Annotated in this window: 15 protein-coding genes; 4 read left to right on the forward strand and 11 right to left on the reverse strand. The window is 61.4% G+C overall.

The window, feature by feature from the left end:
- Positions 1–48: 48 nt before the first annotated feature.
- Positions 49–1,251, reverse strand: coding sequence for an ammonium transporter (locus RFER_RS02580; protein WP_011462844.1), 1,203 nt, complete (start codon positions 1,249–1,251; stop codon positions 49–51).
- A 210-nt stretch (positions 1,252–1,461) separates the two neighbouring features.
- Between RFER_RS02580 and RFER_RS02585 the strand changes: the two genes are divergently transcribed.
- Positions 1,462–2,025 (forward strand): TMEM165/GDT1 family protein, encoded by a 564-nt coding sequence (locus RFER_RS02585; protein ID WP_011462845.1) that lies wholly within the window; start codon positions 1,462–1,464, stop codon positions 2,023–2,025.
- A gap of 66 nt (positions 2,026–2,091) precedes the next feature.
- Here the strand turns inward: RFER_RS02585 and RFER_RS23895 are convergent, their stop codons facing one another.
- From RFER_RS23895 to RFER_RS02610, 6 genes are all read right to left on the reverse strand, one after another.
- Entirely contained in the window at positions 2,092–2,259 is a 168-nt protein-coding gene (locus RFER_RS23895) for a hypothetical protein (protein WP_011462846.1), read from the reverse strand.
- A gap of 77 nt (positions 2,260–2,336) precedes the next feature.
- Positions 2,337–2,660, reverse strand: coding sequence for a DUF6172 family protein (locus tag RFER_RS02590; RefSeq protein ID WP_041790061.1), 324 nt, complete (start codon positions 2,658–2,660; stop codon positions 2,337–2,339).
- 109 nt (positions 2,661–2,769) lie between these two features.
- Positions 2,770–4,458, reverse strand: coding sequence for an isovaleryl-CoA dehydrogenase (locus tag RFER_RS02595; RefSeq protein WP_011462848.1), 1,689 nt, complete (start codon positions 4,456–4,458; stop codon positions 2,770–2,772).
- The gene (locus RFER_RS02600; protein ID WP_011462849.1) at positions 4,451–5,296 is read right to left on the reverse strand and encodes a PaaX family transcriptional regulator C-terminal domain-containing protein; all 846 of its coding nucleotides are present in this window, start codon (positions 5,294–5,296) and stop codon (positions 4,451–4,453) included. The genes RFER_RS02595 and RFER_RS02600 overlap by 8 nt, the downstream gene beginning before the upstream one ends.
- Positions 5,297–5,437: 141 nt before the next feature.
- A complete protein-coding gene (locus tag RFER_RS02605) occupies positions 5,438–6,607 on the reverse strand; it encodes a phospholipase A (RefSeq protein WP_244095788.1) in 1,170 nt (389 codons plus the stop codon).
- A 61-nt stretch (positions 6,608–6,668) separates the two neighbouring features.
- A complete protein-coding gene (locus RFER_RS02610) occupies positions 6,669–8,405 on the reverse strand; it encodes a 3'-5' exonuclease (protein WP_084795420.1) in 1,737 nt (578 codons plus the stop codon).
- Between RFER_RS02610 and RFER_RS02615 the strand changes: the two genes are divergently transcribed.
- Positions 8,317–9,462: a porin gene (locus RFER_RS02615; protein ID WP_425057079.1), complete on the forward strand. Its 1,146-nt coding sequence runs from the start codon at positions 8,317–8,319 to the stop codon at positions 9,460–9,462. The genes RFER_RS02610 and RFER_RS02615 overlap by 89 nt on opposite strands.
- 262 nt (positions 9,463–9,724) lie before the next feature.
- Positions 9,725–10,741 (forward strand): porin, encoded by a 1,017-nt coding sequence (locus RFER_RS02620; RefSeq protein WP_011462852.1) that lies wholly within the window; start codon positions 9,725–9,727, stop codon positions 10,739–10,741.
- 149 nt (positions 10,742–10,890) lie between these two features.
- On the opposite strand, the gene thiL is transcribed toward RFER_RS02620, so the two are convergent.
- From thiL to apaG, 3 genes are read right to left on the reverse strand one after another with little or no spacing between them, the layout of a single operon-like run.
- Complete coding sequence (thiL, locus tag RFER_RS02625) at positions 10,891–11,898, reverse strand: thiamine-phosphate kinase (protein ID WP_011462853.1); 1,008 nt, start codon at positions 11,896–11,898, stop codon at positions 10,891–10,893.
- A gap of 2 nt (positions 11,899–11,900) precedes the next feature.
- A complete protein-coding gene (locus RFER_RS02630) occupies positions 11,901–13,955 on the reverse strand; it encodes a site-specific recombinase (RefSeq protein ID WP_011462854.1) in 2,055 nt (684 codons plus the stop codon).
- An 11-nt stretch (positions 13,956–13,966) separates the two neighbouring features.
- A complete protein-coding gene (gene apaG / locus RFER_RS02635) occupies positions 13,967–14,359 on the reverse strand; it encodes a Co2+/Mg2+ efflux protein ApaG (protein ID WP_011462855.1) in 393 nt (130 codons plus the stop codon).
- Positions 14,360–14,469: 110 nt separating this feature from the next.
- Between apaG and rpe the strand changes: the two genes are divergently transcribed.
- Complete coding sequence (rpe, locus tag RFER_RS02640) at positions 14,470–15,153, forward strand: ribulose-phosphate 3-epimerase (RefSeq protein ID WP_041790065.1); 684 nt, start codon at positions 14,470–14,472, stop codon at positions 15,151–15,153.
- A gap of 13 nt (positions 15,154–15,166) precedes the next feature.
- Here rpe and RFER_RS02645 read toward each other — a convergent pair whose 3' ends face one another.
- Positions 15,167–15,670 carry a hypothetical protein gene (locus RFER_RS02645; RefSeq protein WP_011462857.1) on the reverse strand — a complete coding sequence of 168 codons (504 nt, stop codon included), beginning with the start codon at positions 15,668–15,670 and terminating at the stop codon, positions 15,167–15,169.
- Positions 15,671–15,736: the final 66 nt, after the last annotated feature.

The raw sequence follows: 15,736 nt of genomic DNA on the forward strand, positions 1-15,736 counted from the left end.
TATTTAAATAGTAGCAATATTGCGCTCCCTGCTTCGCCCTGAAAGGCTTCACCAGTTGACCTCGCGCTCGGCCGTGGCGCTGATCATGTGAATGGACAGGTCGGCGCCGTTGTATTCTTCCTCCTGGCTCAGGCGCAAGCCCATGACGGCTTTGAGTCCGCCATAAACCAGCAGACCACCCGCCACGGCCCAGGCCACACCCATGGCGGTGCCGATCAGTTGGGCGCCCAGATTCACGCCCCCCAGGCCGCCGAGCGCTTGGCTGCCAAAAATACCGGCGGCAATGCCGCCCCAGGTGCCGCACAGGCCATGTAGTGGCCACACGCCCAGCACGTCGTCAATCTTCCATCTGTTTTGCGTCAGGGTGAACATGCGCACAAACAGAGCACCGGCCACCACACCCACCACCAGTGCACCTAATGGGTGCATCAGATCGGAGCCAGCGCACACGGCGACCAGCCCTGCCAGGGGTCCGTTGTGCACAAAGCCAGGGTCATTCTTGCCTGCCACCAGCGCCGCCAGCGTGCCGCCCACCATCGCCATCAGCGAGTTGACCGCCACCAGCCCCGAGATCTTGTCCAGCGTTTGTGCGCTCATCACGTTAAAGCCAAACCAGCCGACCGTCAGCACCCAGGCACCCAGCGCCAGAAACGGAATGCTCGATGGTGGATGGGCCGAAATGCCGCCGTCCTTGCGGTAGCGGTTGGCGCGCGCGCCCAACAAGATCACGGCGGGCAGCGCAACCCAGCCGCCCACCGCGTGCACCACCACGCTGCCGGCAAAGTCATGAAACTCGGCGCCGGTCAGGCTTTTGATCCAGCCCTGCACGCCAAAATGCTGGTTCCAGGCAATGCCCTCAAAAAATGGGTAGACAAAGCCGACGATGACCGCCGTGGCGATCAGTTGCGGCCAGAAGCGGGCGCGCTCGGCAATGCCGCCCGAAATAATGGCCGGAATGGCGGCGGCAAACGTCAGCAAGAAAAAGAACCTGACCAGCTCGAAACCGTTCTTGGCGGCCAACTGCTCGGCGCCGACAAAAAAATGAGTGCCATAGGCGACGCCATAACCCACCAGAAAGTACGCGATGGTCGAGACCGAAAAGTCCACCAGGATCTTGACCAGCGCATTGACCTGATTCTTGCGGCGGACCGTGCCGAGCTCCAGAAATGCAAAACCTGCATGCATGGCCAGCACCATGACGGCGCCGAGCAAGATGAACAAGGTGTCGGCGCCCTGTTTGAGTGCTTCCATGAAAACCTTTTGAGAAAAAATGAATTGAATTGGTGCATCCGGCAGCTGATTGCCGACTGCGCACCAAACTAAAGCAAAAAACGCGCCAAAACGGTCCCCCATGAGTACGGACTACGTGCGTCCGGGCCGCCGTGTCTCCAAGCGGTGCAGGCAGGACGACAAGCAGGGAGGGTCACCGGCACAGGTGCTCGTCCGTTACCATCGCCCGCTATGGACGCATTTTTAGTTTCAACCGGTATCGTGGCCTTGGCCGAAATGGGTGACAAAACCCAACTACTCGCACTTCTGCTGGCGGTGCGCTTTCGCCGGCCCTGGCCGATTGTGCTGGGCATCTTTGTCGCCACCCTAGCCAACCACGCCCTGGCAGGGGCTGTGGGGGCCTGGGTGACCACCGTGCTGGGACCGGATGTGCTGCGCTGGGTGCTGGGCGGCTCGTTCATCGCCATGGCGGTCTGGATGCTGATTCCCGACAAGATGGACGACGACGAAACGGGCGCGGCGCCCCGGTTTGGTGTCTTTGGCACCACCGTCATCGCCTTTTTCCTGGCCGAGATGGGGGATAAAACCCAAGTTGCCACCGTCATGCTGGCGGCGCAATACCACGCTTATTTTTCAGTCATAGCCGGTACCACGCTGGGCATGATGCTGGCCAATGCGCCGGTGGTCTGGCTGGGTGAACGCATGACACGACTGCTGCCGCTGCGCGCGGTGCACATCGTGTCTGCCTTGATCTTCCTGGGGCTGGGGCTGGCGGCCTTGCTGGGGTGGATTTAAACCCTGGCGCTCAGGCGGCAAGCACCGGCGCAACGTGCGATGACGGCGCCGGTTTGTGAAGGGCGATTAACCGCCTTTTTTGCAGCGCTTGCCGGGGTTTTTCTTGTTGTTGGTGGCGGTGCCGCGTTCCAGGCTGCGCATTTGGCCGTGACCGGCGGTGTAGCACACGCCTTTGGGGGCGACAGGACGGGGGCTGGCTTTGCGCTCAGCTTCAGTACGGAATTCTTTGGCCATGAAATACTCCAGATAGTTTTAAAAACAGGCGATTATCCCCGCACTTGGGATTGGGCAGCGGGCCCGGCTTGCTCGGGTCAGTCGCGGTCGGCCTGATCAGACGGCTCAGCACCGGCCGCGCGGGCCGCGCGATGGCCGGGCTTGGCCAATAGTTCCAGGTAAAACTCAGCGCCCCCGTCCTTGGCCAGCGCATCAATCAAACTCGTGATGGTGGCGAAATGGACCACCGCGGCGTTGGCTTCATTGCTGCCAAATTTGCAGTCAAAATCCCAATAGTCCACGCCCTCGGGCAGCGGCACCCGCCGTTGGCGCTTGACGTACTTGCGGATCTCGTGTTTGGTGGCTTCCAGCACCCGGTCACGGTTTTTGCCTTCAATGTCTAATTTAAACGTTTTTTTCACGCTGGCCTTCTGAGAATTAATGCGGCACATCCCCACATGGGGATGTGATTCGCGAACGTTCGATTATGCGTTGACGGCTTTGACTGGGCGCATGCCAGTGGCAGGCGCTTCAGGCCCGTGCGATCCTGGGTGTCGCGCGCGCGATGATGGCGCCGGCATCAACACCGCGCGGCAGTGTGCCGTAGTTGTGCTGACCGACCTGCCCCAGGCGTGACTCGCAGAACGCATCACTCACGAACGCCGGGGCGTGGCGCACCAGCAGGGAGGCCTGCAGAGCCAGCGCCATGCGGTCGACCACATCACGCGCGCGGTATTCAAAATCAGCCAAGTCCTTGAGATCGGTCGCCAGCGCGGCAATATGCCGGTCCAGCAAGGCCTGGGCGCCGCGCGCCTGGTTGACTTCTGCAAAAAAAGCATCCACCACGGCGGGTGTTTTTGACAGCGCGCGCAGCACGTCCAGGCACTGCACATTGCCGCTGCCCTCCCAGATGGTGTTCACGGGCGCCTCCCGGTACAGGCGCGGCATCATGCTGTCTTCCATCACGCCGCTGCCACCAATACACTCCATGGCTTCGTAGGCATGGTTCGGCGTGCGCTTGCAAATCCAGTACTTGCCCACTGCCGTGACCAGGCGCACCAGCAGGTCTTCCTGTTCCTCAAAGCGGTTGTCCATGGCGCGCGCCATGCGCATCGTCAACGTGGTGGCGGCTTCACTCTCCAGCGCCAGGTCGGCCAACACGTTTTGCATCAGCGGCTGCTGGTTCAGTACCTGCCCAAACGCCGAGCGCACTGAGCAATGGTGCAGTGCCTGCGACGCCGCCATGCGCATGCCCGCGCTGGAGCCGATCATGCAGTCAAAGCGGGTCATGCTGACCATCTCGATGATGTTGCGCACGCCGCGCCCCTCTTCGCCGACCATCCATGCCAGCGCGCCGCGCAGCTCGGTCTCAGACGATGCGTTGGACGCATTGCCCATTTTTTTCTTCAGCCGCAGCACCTGCATCGGGTTTTTGCTGCCGTCCGGGCGCCAGCGCGGCAGCAGGAAGCACGACAGGCCGCCGGGCGCTTGCGCCAATACCAGGAACGCATCGCACATGGGGGCCGACACAAAATACTTGTGCCCCACCAGTTCGTAGGCTTGGCCCGGCCCACCCGTGCCCACCGGGTAGGCGCGCGTGCTGTTGGTGCGCACATCCGAGCCGCCTTGCTTCTCGGTCATCGCCATGCCGATGGTCACGCCCTGTTTCTGTTCTACCGGCACGTTGCGCGGGTCATACACGCGCGCCGTGACCTTGGGCTCCCACACGCTGGCCAGGTCGCTCTGCAGGCGCAGCGCGGGCACGGCGGCGAAGGTCATGGTGATCGGGCAGCCGTGGCCCGCCTCCACCTGGCCATGCAGAAAACTCTTGGCAGCGCGGGCGACGTGTGCGCCCGCGCGCGGCGCGGTCCAGGGTGAGGCGTGCAGCCCGTGCTCGATGGATGTTTTCATCAACTGGTGGTAGCTTGGGTGAAATTTCACCAGATCGATGCGATTGCCAAAGCGGTCATGGGTATCAAACTCGGGCTGGAACTTATTGGCCAGATTCCCCAACTCAAGATAATCGGCCGAGCCTGTCATCTGACCAAACTCGCTGAGTTCGCCCTCAGCCCACTGCCCGCCCTCGCGTTGCACTGCCTCGCGCAAGGCGGCGTCTTGGGTGTACATGTTGTAGTCGCACAGCTCGGTGGACAAGTTGCTCAGCTCATGGGTGTCGGCCAGGTAGAGCGAGTTGGGTGCGGGGTTCATACGGCTATTCATTAATCGTCTCCAGTTCGGCGGGTTGAGGGGTGAGATGAAGAGCGGGTGGGGTGTCCGCGACGGATGCAAAAAAACGGTTCCAGATGGCACGACCCGCTTCGTCAAAATGGTGCACGGCCTGGATGAACGCGTGGCGCTCTCGGGTGTCGACAAACGGCTCCGGTAGCAGCGGATCAAAGACCAATTGATGAATGGCTTTGCCGCCCAGAAGGAACGATTCGCGCGCCGCTGCATCCAGCGGAAGTTGGTTCGCGCGGGCCAGCCACGCCTCCAGCTCGGCGCGCAACTGCCGGTAGGTTCGCGTCAGCGCCTGGCCGTTCCACAGCTGGTGCACGACGGCCTCACGCGCCGGGTCGAGGCCACTGGCCCGAAAAACAGCCGCATTGTGGTCCAGTCCAAGTTTGAAGAGACGTTGGCGCACCTCGTCAAGATCCGACTCAATGTTGTCGGGACGAATATACAGACCACGCTCCAACAGCCGCAAGCCCATCATCTGCAGGGCGCGTTCACGCCGCTGCGGGGCGGCGCGGTCGCTGCGCCCCAGCGCGCCGCAATGGACGACGATATGGCTGCCTTGCCACGCCCGTAGCCGGGATTCCATCGTGCGCCAGGTGGCCACCTCGCCGGCCAAATCGGTGGCCGCGGGCCCAAGGCGGTAAGCGCCGCGCTCTGCCGCCTCAATCAGACCCGCCGCCGACAGGCGCGCCAGGGTGACGCGCAGGCTGTTTTCGCTGATATTGAAAAGGGCGCCCGCCAGGATCGCATCGCGGGCGGCCATCGGCTTGTCGCCGGTCGCCAGCATGAGATCGAGGACGAGATTTTTCGGATTGACCTTCATGAGCCTGGTGGAGCGCCTGCTTGTGAAACCGCTACATTACTTGATTTGTAAGCATTTACATTTTTTCGTAATGTAGCAGGTTTCAGCCCATGGGCAAACCCCGCGGCGGGAATGTGCCCGCGTGCCAGGCGCCGTGCGGGGCTACCAGTCCACCAGGCTCAAGCCGATGCTCAGCACGGTGCGACGGCGGTTGTAGTCGACCAGCGAATCACCATAGCCGCTGAACAATTGGGTGTGAAAACGCAAGGCGTCCTGGCTGCCGGGCAGGCCACTGCTGGTGAGCTGCCTGAGCCATTCCAGCCGCACCGAGCCGTTGGCGTCGGCGCGCAGCGAGTGGCGCAGGGTCACGCCCAGGGTGTTGTCCTGGTTGGGGGTCCAAAAAGCCGCCACTTCGGCGCGTCCAATTTTGTTGCTGATGTCGGGGTTGTCGTCATTGGCCAGGTTTTCATTCACGCGCTTCCATAGCTTGGCATCGACCCGGAACTGGTTGCCTTTTTCCATGCCGGCCATCAGCACATTGCGGTTCCAGCTGCGCGACAGCGGCAGCGGCTGGCCGTTGGACTGGTGCACCAGGCTCAAGCCGCTGTAGCGCAGCCGCCAGCCCAAGGGCAACGGCACGTCAGTCGGGTAGATGTAAGTGAGTTCCGGCTCATGGTCGGTGGTGCGAAACGGGCGCGACAGATCGCCGCTGAAGATTTGCCAGTTGGACTGCTGGCTGTAGCCAAACCAGAGCGAGTCGCGCTTGAGCTCTTGCTGCCCGGTCAGCAGGCCCTGGGCGATCTTGGTGCGCACCGAGAGCTGGATCCGGACCTCGTTGTTGCCGTAGCCCAAAGCCTCGGCCGCCGTGTGGTCGGGCGCCGGCGAACTGGGTTGGGTGTTGACGCTGTCAGAACCGATCCACGACAGGCTGATGGGGTGAAAACCGCGAATGCCAAACGTGCCGCAGTCACTGCCGGCTTCCAGCTCCCAAAACCGCGACAGCTCGGAAAACAGCTTGTTCTTGCAGTTGTGGGCGGCCGGCGCTTCCATGGTGATCGTCACCGGCGCGGGAGCAACGGGTGCTAGAGCGGGCGTGGCCGGCGTCTGCGCCAGCGCCGATGCGCCTGGCGACGGCGCACGGCTTGCCGCGGCGCCGGCCTGCTGCGCCGCCCAGCGGTCAAAGCAGATCAGCCGCGCTTCGCTGTCCCCGGTCAGATTCGCGCACGTTTGCCAGGCCGCCGGCCCGGCAGAAACATTTATATTATTCTGGCCCCTAGCCCCCGTCGTTACTGCGCAAGTAGCTATTAAAATAGTAGTGCATAACGGATTCATGATTGGCTTGCTCGGAGGGACAACGTGGGTCATTGTTTCAGGTTTCAAACTGGCCGCGACCTTAGAGCGGACGCGCCGGCACTTGTATGGCCTGCGCATCCTGCGCTTTTTGCGCAAACTCCGCGCGCAACGCGCGCAGCTTGGCCCGCGGGTCTTCCTTGGTGGTGGCCTGGTCCAGTGCCATCTCGGCAATGAAGCGGCTGGGCAGGGCGGCCACCATCTCGCGGCCTTTTTTGCGCTTGCGCGTCCAGCTCACCGCCAGGCTGCGCTGGGCGCGGGTGATGCCCACGTACATCAGGCGGCGCTCTTCCTGCAGGTGCACGGCGGTGGCCTCGACGGCCGCCTCATGCGCACGCTCGGACCCACCGACCGAGGCGGCCGCGGAGTCGCCGCTGCCCTTCAGCTTGAACGGCAGCATGCCCTCGGTCACACCCACCAGCATCACATGCGGCCACTCCAGGCCCTTGGCGGCGTGCAGCGTTGACAGCGTCACCACGTTTTGCTCGGTTTCGCGCTCGCTGATGGTCGACAGCAGCGACACCGTTTGCGCCACCTCCAGCAGCGACTTGGGCTCAACCGTGCTGGAGACCCCGGCTGCGTCGTCGAGTTGCCCGCCGCAGCGCGCGGACATCCAGTCGCAAAAATCGAGCACATTGGTCCAGCGCGCCGCGGCCAATTTTTCGCTGTCCTCGCCGTCATACAGATGTTTTTCATAGCCGATGTCCTTGAGCCACTCCAGCAAGAAGGCCTTGGCTGATTCGGCACCCAGCGTGCGCCGGGCGCGAAACTCGAGGTCGTTCACATAGCGGCCAAATTCGTGCAGGCTGCCGACGGCCTTGCTGCTCAGCACGCTGCCCAAAGAAGACGAAAACAGGGCCTCGAACAGGCTGATCTTGTATTGGCCGGCAAAAACGCCCAAAGCGCTGAGCGTCTGGTGGCCGATGCCGCGCTTGGGGACCGTCACCGCGCGCAAGAACGCCGGGTCATCGTTGTTGTTGATCCAGAGCCGGAACCAGCCACACAAGTCCTTGATTTCGGCGCGGTCAAAAAAGCTGGTGCCGCCCGACACCTTGTACGGGATTTGCGCCTTGCGCAGCGCTTTTTCGAAGGTCTTGGCCTGGTGGTTGGCGCGGTACAGCACGGCAAAGTCGCGCAATTCCTTGAATTGGGGCCCGCCGTGCGGCAGGCCACTGGCGCGCAGGCTCTGGATGCGCGCCACGGTGCGTTCGGCCTCGTGTTCTTCACTGTCGGCGTCGACCACCCGCACCGGTTCGCCTTCGCCCAGGTCGCTCCATAAATTCTTGGGGAACAGCTTCGGATTGGGGCCGATCACGTTGTTGGCGGCGCGCAGGATGGCACTGGTGGAACGGTAGTTCTGCTCCAGCTTGATGACTTTGAGCGTCGGGAAATCAACCGGCAGGCGCTTCAGGTTGTCCAGCGTGGCGCCGCGCCAGCCGTAAATCGACTGGTCATCGTCGCCGACGGCGGTGAACCGCGCTTGCGTTGCCGGATTGCCGCCCACCAGCAGCTTCAACAATTCATACTGCGTGGCATTCGTGTCCTGGTACTCATCCACAAGGATATGGCCCGCCAGCCCTTGCCATTTCTGCCTGACATGCTCATGATTTTGTAGCAACTTGAGCGGCAGGCTGATCAGGTCGTCAAAGTCAACGCTCTGGTAGGCGGCCAGCCGCTCCTCGTAGTGCGCCATGACGCGGGCCACGATGCGATCGCTGTCATTGGCGGCCAGCGCCGCTGCCTGCTGGGCGTTGAGCCCCTGGTTTTTCCACAGGCTGATGGTCCACTGCCAGCTGCGCGCCGTGCTCGCAGCCTCCGGCGCCTCGTTCGCTCAGTCCAGCGTGACGCTTTATGGCATTGCTGATGTTTACTTGGGCAACACGAAATTGACCGGGCACGATGGCGTCAGCACAACGACCAATTCCCTTGGCAGCGGTGGTGTCAGCACCGATCGTTGGGGTTTTAAAGGGTCTGAAGATTTGGGCGGTGGCCTGAAAGCCAATTTCTTGCTGGAGCAAGGTTTTAACATTGACACGGGCGCAGCCAAGGGCACGGGCAACAATGCGGCTGGTTTGCCCGTAGCCGGTGCGCAAGGCTTTGCCCGCCAGTCCTACGTTGGTTTCTCGGGTGGCTTCGGTGAAGTCAAATTGGGCAAGATGTGGACTGCTTTTGATGATGTCAATGGTGCCACTGATGCGGTTTTTGACTCGGCCCTGTCGCCGATGTACTACGTCTTTACCAGCACCAACTACAACGCCAACCCCGGCAACTCTGTTTACTACACAACCCCGACCTTCAGCGGCTTTAGCGGCACAGTCAGCTATGGCTTGGGCGAAAACAAGACGGCTGCTCAAAATGCTGGTTCCAACGCAGCCTTCAATGTGCAGTACACAGGCGGTCCGGTGTACGTGGCTTTGGGCTATCAATCCGAGAAAGACAATGGCAATGTGAGCTCGCGTGACTTTACCCGCGTCAATGCTTCTTATGATTTGGGCGTTGTCAAGCTCATGGGCAACCTTGGCCGCACCAAAGCGAACGACAAGTCCACCAACGAATGGCAACTGGGCGTTGATTACCCTGTGGGCAGCGCTTTGACGCTGTCTGCCAGCTACGCAGCTTCCAAAGGTGGGGTCCTGACTACTTTTGCGCCGACTGCAGCAGGTACAGCTGATGTCAAGCGCACGGGCTTTGGCATCGGTGCTTCTTACTCCCTGTCCAAGCGTACGTCCTTGTATGGTGGTTACATGGCTGCCAAGGAAGAAGCCAACGCCAACTTTGTCGGCACTGCTGATGCCGAAACCAAGCTGTTTGCTGTTGGTCTTCGCCACGCATTCTGATCCCGGCGGTTTGCCGGCCTGCCTGGCAAACCGCAGCTGACTCAGATAAAACCGCCTTTCGGGGCGGTTTTTTTTGGCTGACCGTTCCCGACCCCAACTAAAGCGTTGTATCTGACCCACATAAACCGGCTATATTTAGCCGCTTGCCCCCAAAATCTTTGCGCTGGTCAGCTCGCTCTGGTCAAATGGAACTCAACTTCTACTCAAGAAGTGATGCGAAGCACAACAAGTGCTTCACCAATATTAACTTTGGAGTATTTGAATGAAAAAATCCCTAATCGCCTTGGCAGTGCTCGCTGCTTCCGGCGCCGCTATGGCCCAGTCTTCCGTCACGCTGTACGGTGTTGCAGACGTCGGTTTTGCCCATGAAGACAACGGTAGCACCAGCGTCAACCGTATGGATTCTGGCAATTTGAACGGCAGTCGTTGGGGCCTGAAAGGCTCTGAAGATCTGGGCGGCGGCTTGAAAGCGATTTTCACCCTCGAAGCCGGTTTTAGCCTTGACACAGGCGCACAGGCAGATGCAGCAAGTTTCTTTAACCGCCAATCTTTTGTTGGTGTGTCTAGCAACTTTGGTACCGTCAAGCTTGGTCGTCAAATGAACCCCGTCTATGCCACCGCATCCACCTGGGATTCGTTTGGTGACGCACTGGCCGGTGACTCCTCGCATTTGTTTAGCTACAACGGCAGCCGCACCAACAACATGATCTCCTACAACTACAGTGCCAATGGCTTCTACGGCGAGTTGCAGTATGGTCTGGGTGAAGTTGCAGGTAACAACTCGATTACCGGTGACAACTCTGCTGGTCGCAGTGCTGCCATGTTTGTGGGCTACATGAGAGGCCCCTTCGATGTCGTGCTGACGCATCAAAATATCCATAACAGCGGCCCTTACACGACTGCCACCAAAATGACATTGCTGGGCGGCAATTATGATTTCGGCGTGGTTAAGCTGTTTGCGGCCTATGCAGTTGAAAAGACCCTGGGTGTTGGCGCCAAGGACCAAAAAGACGCTCACCTCGGTCTGACGGCACCCGTTGGCACCGCTGGCACGGTCGAACTGTCCTATCTCCGCAAGAAGGATGATCTGGTCTCCAATGCCAATGCCCATCAAGTGGCCGTTGGCTACGTTCACACGCTGTCCAAGCGCACTGCGTTGTACACCAGCTACGCTCAGATGAGCAACGAGAGTGCAGCGGCTTATAGCGCTGGCAAGCTCGTTGTCCCCGCTGGCAATAGCGACAAGGTGTTCGACATTGGCGTGCGCCACTCGTTCTAATCTGACGCTGACGCAAGTCAGTTAAAGCTTGAATCCAAAAACCCCGCTGTGGCAACACAGCGGGGTTTTTTGTTGAGTGGTGACGCACCGAGGTGCTGGAAATCAATCTTTAAGACGCGGTTGCTGACATGTTGGTTTGGTTTCTCGCTTCAGGCAAAGTGGTCGAACGAGGCGTAGCGGTCGGGCACGGGCTGCCTTTGGGCATCCATCAAGCGCAGGCCGCGCTCGGCCTCAATTTGCCCGATGCGGGTGACGGGTGTCAAGCTGGCCGCCGCTGCGGCGGCGACGGCCTCGCGGCGGGCCACCGGGGCGGTGAACAGCAGCTCGTAATCGTCGCCCCCAGAGAGCGCCCAGCGGCGCCATTGCTCTGGCGCAATATTCGTATCAAATTGACCTGTAGCCCCCGTGTAATAGGCGTGAGCTGCTATTAAGGAAGTAGCAACATCGGCGTCCACCGTGGCGCCCACGCCCGACTGCTGCAGGATGTGGCCAAGGTCGCCAAGCAGGCCGTCGCTGACATCAATGGCCGCATTGGCAACGCCGCGCAGTGCCAGGCCCAGCGCCACGCGCGGGGTCGGGGTTTCGAGGCGCACGCGGGCCGCGGTGAACACCGCCTCGGGGACCGACACGGTGCCCCGAAATACCTCCAGCGCCAGCCGGGCGTCACCCAGGTTGCCACTGATATACAGGTCATCGCCCGCTTGCGCGCCCGAGCGCAGCAGCGCTTGCGATCGCCCCGCCATCACCGGTACCTCGCCAAACACCGTGATGCAGATGTTGAGCGGCCCCTGCGTGGTGTCGCCGCCGATCAGTTCGCAGCTGTGCGCGTCGGCCAGCGCCAGCAAGCCCTGCGCGAACGGCGCCAGCCAGGACTCGTCGGCGCGCGGCAGCGCCAGCGCCAGGCTGAACGCCAGCGGGCGGGCGCCACAGGCGGCGAGGTCGCTCAAATTGACGGCCAGCGCCTTGTGCCCGAGCTTGAAGGGATCCAGCGTGGAGACAAAGTGTCGTCCTTCGACCAGCATGTCGCAGGAAATGGCCAACTGCGTGCCGGGCGCCGGCTGCAGCAGCGCGCAGTCGTCGCCAATCCCCAAGGCTACGCGTGCGGCGTGGCGCTCAGGGCGTTTGAAATAGCGTTCGATCAGTTCAAATTCACCCATGGCTAGTCAACCTTATCGTTTGCTGGCGGCGTGGGGATTGTTTCCTTTGCCGGCAAAAAGAAGCTCAGCGGCGCATGGCGCCAGCGCGCGCGAATGGCGGTGCGAATACGGGAGCGGTCGATGCCACCGATGTTGTGGGCGCGCAAAGCAAGCCGGAACGCAAAGTAAAAACTGACCCCCACGTTGAGCACAGCGGTGACCACAATGCCGACCACGCACCACCAGAAAGCCGATTGCTGGAGTACCGCCAGGCCGAGGCTAGCGGCTGCCGCGGCCAGTTGGCCGGTGGACAGTGTCACGTGCCGCACTTCCAGCCCCAGTCCGAAGAACGCGGCAAAAGCCGGGACCAAACCCAGCATCAACCCGAGCGACACATTGGCCGCCAGACCTGAGATGTTGTCGCGCATGAACTGCGCCCAACGCCCGGCACGCGCAATTCCCAGAGCTGCAGTGATCTTGGGGTTGTAGCGCAGCGCCGAGTCCAGCCGGTGCAGCACAAACCAGTTCTCGACCCAACCTGCGATGATGCTCGACGCAAACAGCAGCACACCCGTCAGCGCGGCAAACAGCGCTGTCGGGCCGAACACGTGGAGCGTGTGCAGCACGTGCTCGGCCTCCTTCACGTCAATCATCGGCTTTCCCAGAGTGAACCAGAGCGCCGCGCTGATCAGCACGACACACGGCGCCACCAACGCCAGGTTGCCCACCACGGCTGCTACCTGCGAGCGCACCAGATGGGTGACTTCATCGACAAACAGGTCAATCGCCCCGGGTTCGTCGAGGTCCTTGAGTTTGGCGGCCATGGCTGGGGCCGTCATGGCTGGCTGTTTGGTGGCGACGGTCCAGTGCAGCAACTGGATCAGCACAAAACTCAGGGCATAGTTCAGGCCGGCATAAAACCCGCTCCAGAAAGCCGACAAGCCGAGCGACAGCACCATGAACTTGAACAGCGTGGTGAGCGACATCACGGCGCCGCCACCCGCTGCATCGCGCAGCATGGCGCCGTATTCGGCCCGGGTGCGGGTAATGTAGTGCTCGCCGGTCTCGGAGCTGCGCTCGGCCACTTTGGCGGCCAGCATCGATGAGTTGGAGGCAATCAGGGCGCGCAGACTGCGCCGCGCTTGCCCCACCAGGACCAGATGCGCCAGCAGACGCGCGGTGCTGGCCTGCGGGTTGGCCGCCAGCAGGCAATCGAGCAGGGCGCGAACGCGCAGCACCCGTTCACGCAGTTGACGCAACTGGAACACCAGGTTGACGGAAATGCCGTTGGCATCCAGATGGGTGTAAACCGACGCAGCCGCCTGACGGCAAGCCTCCAGGCGGCTCAGGTACCGCTGCAGCGCGTCCTGGCGTTCGGCGGAGTTGACGTGCGGGCTGGCCAGAAAGGCGACTTGCAGCGCCATGATGTCGCCGTCCAGGGCGTGAAAGGGGGCCGTTTCCAGCGCCGGGGCACTCATGCGCAAACGCAGTTCCGGTGAAAAACCGGTGGCGCGAATCTGGCTGGTGCAAAAGGTCAGCGCCTCAAGCAGTGTCGCCTGCCAGGGCGAGACGCTGCCTTGCTTGACCTGGGGCACCCAGGCACAGTTGTCGTTGCCGGCATCCAGACACGAGAGTTGCAGTAACTCAGACAGCCGCATCAAGGTGGCGTCGTCCAGGGCGCTGATCCATTGGGCATCAAACGCATCACACAACACCAGTGAAAACAGGGCCGAGGCATCGACAGTTTCGGGGGTTCCTGGCAACCATTTGAGGCGCAGGCGCTCGGCCAGCTCGCTGGCAAAAGCGCTGCGGGACGAAAACCCGTAGTCGGCCAGCAAGGCCGTCGCATCCACGGTGGAAAGCAGCACCCGCCACCAGGCCTGCAGCTTGGCACGCGCATCCGGGCGCTGTTGCAGCGTGTCGAGCAGCAGCGTCATACGTGCCACCGCGTGCGGCACTGAATCGCGGCCACCACGGACCCAGCGCAGCAAGTCAATCAGCCACAGGTGGCGGTGCGCCAGATGGGCTTGCGGGTCCAGGGCATCGAGCAGTTCAGCCAGGTCAAGTTTTTGGGTCATCGATTCGGGTTTCAGTGCAGTGTGCGCGCGCCGCCGCTGGGGCTCAGGCCATCGAGCACAAACATCGGCACATCGACATCGAACTTTTCGCCGTCTTCGGCGACGCAAAAAAAGCTGCCATGCATGGTGCCCGTGGGGGTGCGCAGGCGGGTGCCGCTGGTGTATTCAAACGCTTCACCGGGTTTGAGCAGAGGCTGCTGCCCGACCACACCCAGGCCCTTCACGCGCTCGGTGTGGCCGTTGGCGTCGTTCACGTTCCAGGTGCGTGAGATCAACTGGGCACTGACCTGCCCCACATTGATGATGGTGATGGTGTAAGCGAACACATACAGGTCTTGCTGTGGTGCTGACTGGTCGGCAAGATAGCGAGACTCGACTTCAACGCGAAACTGGTACTGGGACATGGCGCAATGCTATCCTGAAAATTTGAGGGCCAGATCGCAGCTCGCGCGTCGTTGGCAGGCGCCGTCCCCAAGCGGGCATGAATTCAAAGGCAACTATTTATACTTCACCCATGACTTACCGCATTGCCCCTTCCATTCTCTCCGCCGACTTTGCCCGCCTGGGTGAGGAACTCAGCCACGTCATTGCCGCCGGTTGCGACTGGATTCACTTTGACGTGATGGACAACCACTACGTGCCCAATCTCACCTTCGGCCCGATGATCTGCGGTGCTTTGAAGCCGCATGCCAAGACCGCTGGCGGCGTGGCCGTGCCGATTGATGTGCACCTGATGGTGCAACCGGTCGATGCGTTGGCCAGTGCCTTTGCCGATGCGGGGGCGGATTTGATCAGTTTTCACCCGGATGCATCCGGCCATGTGCATCGCAGCATCCAGGCCATCAAGGCCAAGGGATGCAAGGCCGGCCTGGTGTTCAACCCGGCTGAACCCCTTGACGTGCTGGACTGGGTCATTGACGACATTGATCTGATCCTGATCATGAGCGTCAACCCCGGCTTTGGCGGCCAGAGTTTTATTGATTCAGCCTTGCGCAAGATCGAGGATGTGCGTCGGCGCATCACGGCCTGCGGCAAAGACATTCGGCTGGAAGTCGATGGTGGCGTCAAGGTGGACAACATCCGGCGCGTCGCCGACGCCGGGGCCGACACTTTTGTGGCCGGCAGCGCCATTTTTGGCCAACCGGATTACAAGTCAGTGGTGGATGCCATGCGGCTGGCGCTGGGAACAGCCGCCTGATCCTCGCGCCAGCTCATTCTTCTGTTGGCGCTTTCGCCGGTGCGGGCCGGGTTGGCGCTTGAGTTTGGGCTTGAGTCAATTTTGGCAACTCCAGCGTGACCGATACCGGTGCATCCAGGCTGATGGCCAGGGATGCGCTGCGCGGCGCCACCGAGTGCAGCACCAACTCGTCATTCACATGGGCACCGACCCGGTACGGCTTGGCCGGTTTTCCATCGACGGAAATCAGGGCGTAACTATCGCTGGCCCGGTTGGCAAGCACGCCGCTCAATTTGAAGTGACTGGCGGCGCTGTCCACCAGCTTGGCGCTCACGCTGGTCTGTCCACCACCCAGCAGGCGAGCCACGACTTGCGGGTCCGCTGCCGGTGGGGCGGTATAAACCACAGCAGCCGTCAGGCTTGCCGGCACGGTGGCCTGCCACTTCAGGACCCAATAGGTGGCGCTGGCCGCGGCCAGGGCAGCCAGCAAAAAAGTGGCGATGCGTAGCCACCAGAGGGAAAGCAATGCGGTCTTCATGGCTGGATTATCATTGAAGCGAACCCGATATTAGAAAGTGACTTAACCCGATGAAATCAATTTCTC

Origin of the sequence: Rhodoferax ferrireducens T118, from assembly GCF_000013605.1 — a bacterium.
GTDB lineage: Bacteria > Pseudomonadota > Gammaproteobacteria > Burkholderiales > Burkholderiaceae_C > Rhodoferax > Rhodoferax ferrireducens.

What these genes read in the sequence shown, in the direction of transcription:
- RFER_RS23895 (WP_011462846.1), bottom strand. Translation starts at nt 2,259, where the DNA reads ATGGCCAAAGAATTCCGTACTGAAGCTGAGCGCAAAGCCAGCCCCCGT.
- RFER_RS02600 (WP_011462849.1), bottom strand. Translation starts at nt 5,296, where the DNA reads ATGAAGGTCAATCCGAAAAATCTCGTCCTCGATCTCATGCTGGCGACC.
- RFER_RS02620 (WP_011462852.1), top strand. Translation starts at nt 9,725, where the DNA reads ATGAAAAAATCCCTAATCGCCTTGGCAGTGCTCGCTGCTTCCGGCGCC.
- RFER_RS02615 (WP_425057079.1), top strand. Translation starts at nt 8,317, where the DNA reads ATGACGCGGGCCACGATGCGATCGCTGTCATTGGCGGCCAGCGCCGCT.
- thiL (WP_011462853.1), bottom strand. Translation starts at nt 11,898, where the DNA reads ATGGGTGAATTTGAACTGATCGAACGCTATTTCAAACGCCCTGAGCGC.
- RFER_RS02595 (WP_011462848.1), bottom strand. Translation starts at nt 4,458, where the DNA reads ATGAATAGCCGTATGAACCCCGCACCCAACTCGCTCTACCTGGCCGAC.
- RFER_RS02630 (WP_011462854.1), bottom strand. Translation starts at nt 13,955, where the DNA reads ATGACCCAAAAACTTGACCTGGCTGAACTGCTCGATGCCCTGGACCCG.
- apaG (WP_011462855.1), bottom strand. Translation starts at nt 14,359, where the DNA reads ATGTCCCAGTACCAGTTTCGCGTTGAAGTCGAGTCTCGCTATCTTGCC.
- RFER_RS02580 (WP_011462844.1), bottom strand. Translation starts at nt 1,251, where the DNA reads ATGGAAGCACTCAAACAGGGCGCCGACACCTTGTTCATCTTGCTCGGC.
- RFER_RS02605 (WP_244095788.1), bottom strand. Translation starts at nt 6,607, where the DNA reads ATGAATCCGTTATGCACTACTATTTTAATAGCTACTTGCGCAGTAACG.
- RFER_RS02645 (WP_011462857.1), bottom strand. Translation starts at nt 15,670, where the DNA reads ATGAAGACCGCATTGCTTTCCCTCTGGTGGCTACGCATCGCCACTTTT.
- rpe (WP_041790065.1), top strand. Translation starts at nt 14,470, where the DNA reads ATGACTTACCGCATTGCCCCTTCCATTCTCTCCGCCGACTTTGCCCGC.
- RFER_RS02585 (WP_011462845.1), top strand. Translation starts at nt 1,462, where the DNA reads ATGGACGCATTTTTAGTTTCAACCGGTATCGTGGCCTTGGCCGAAATG.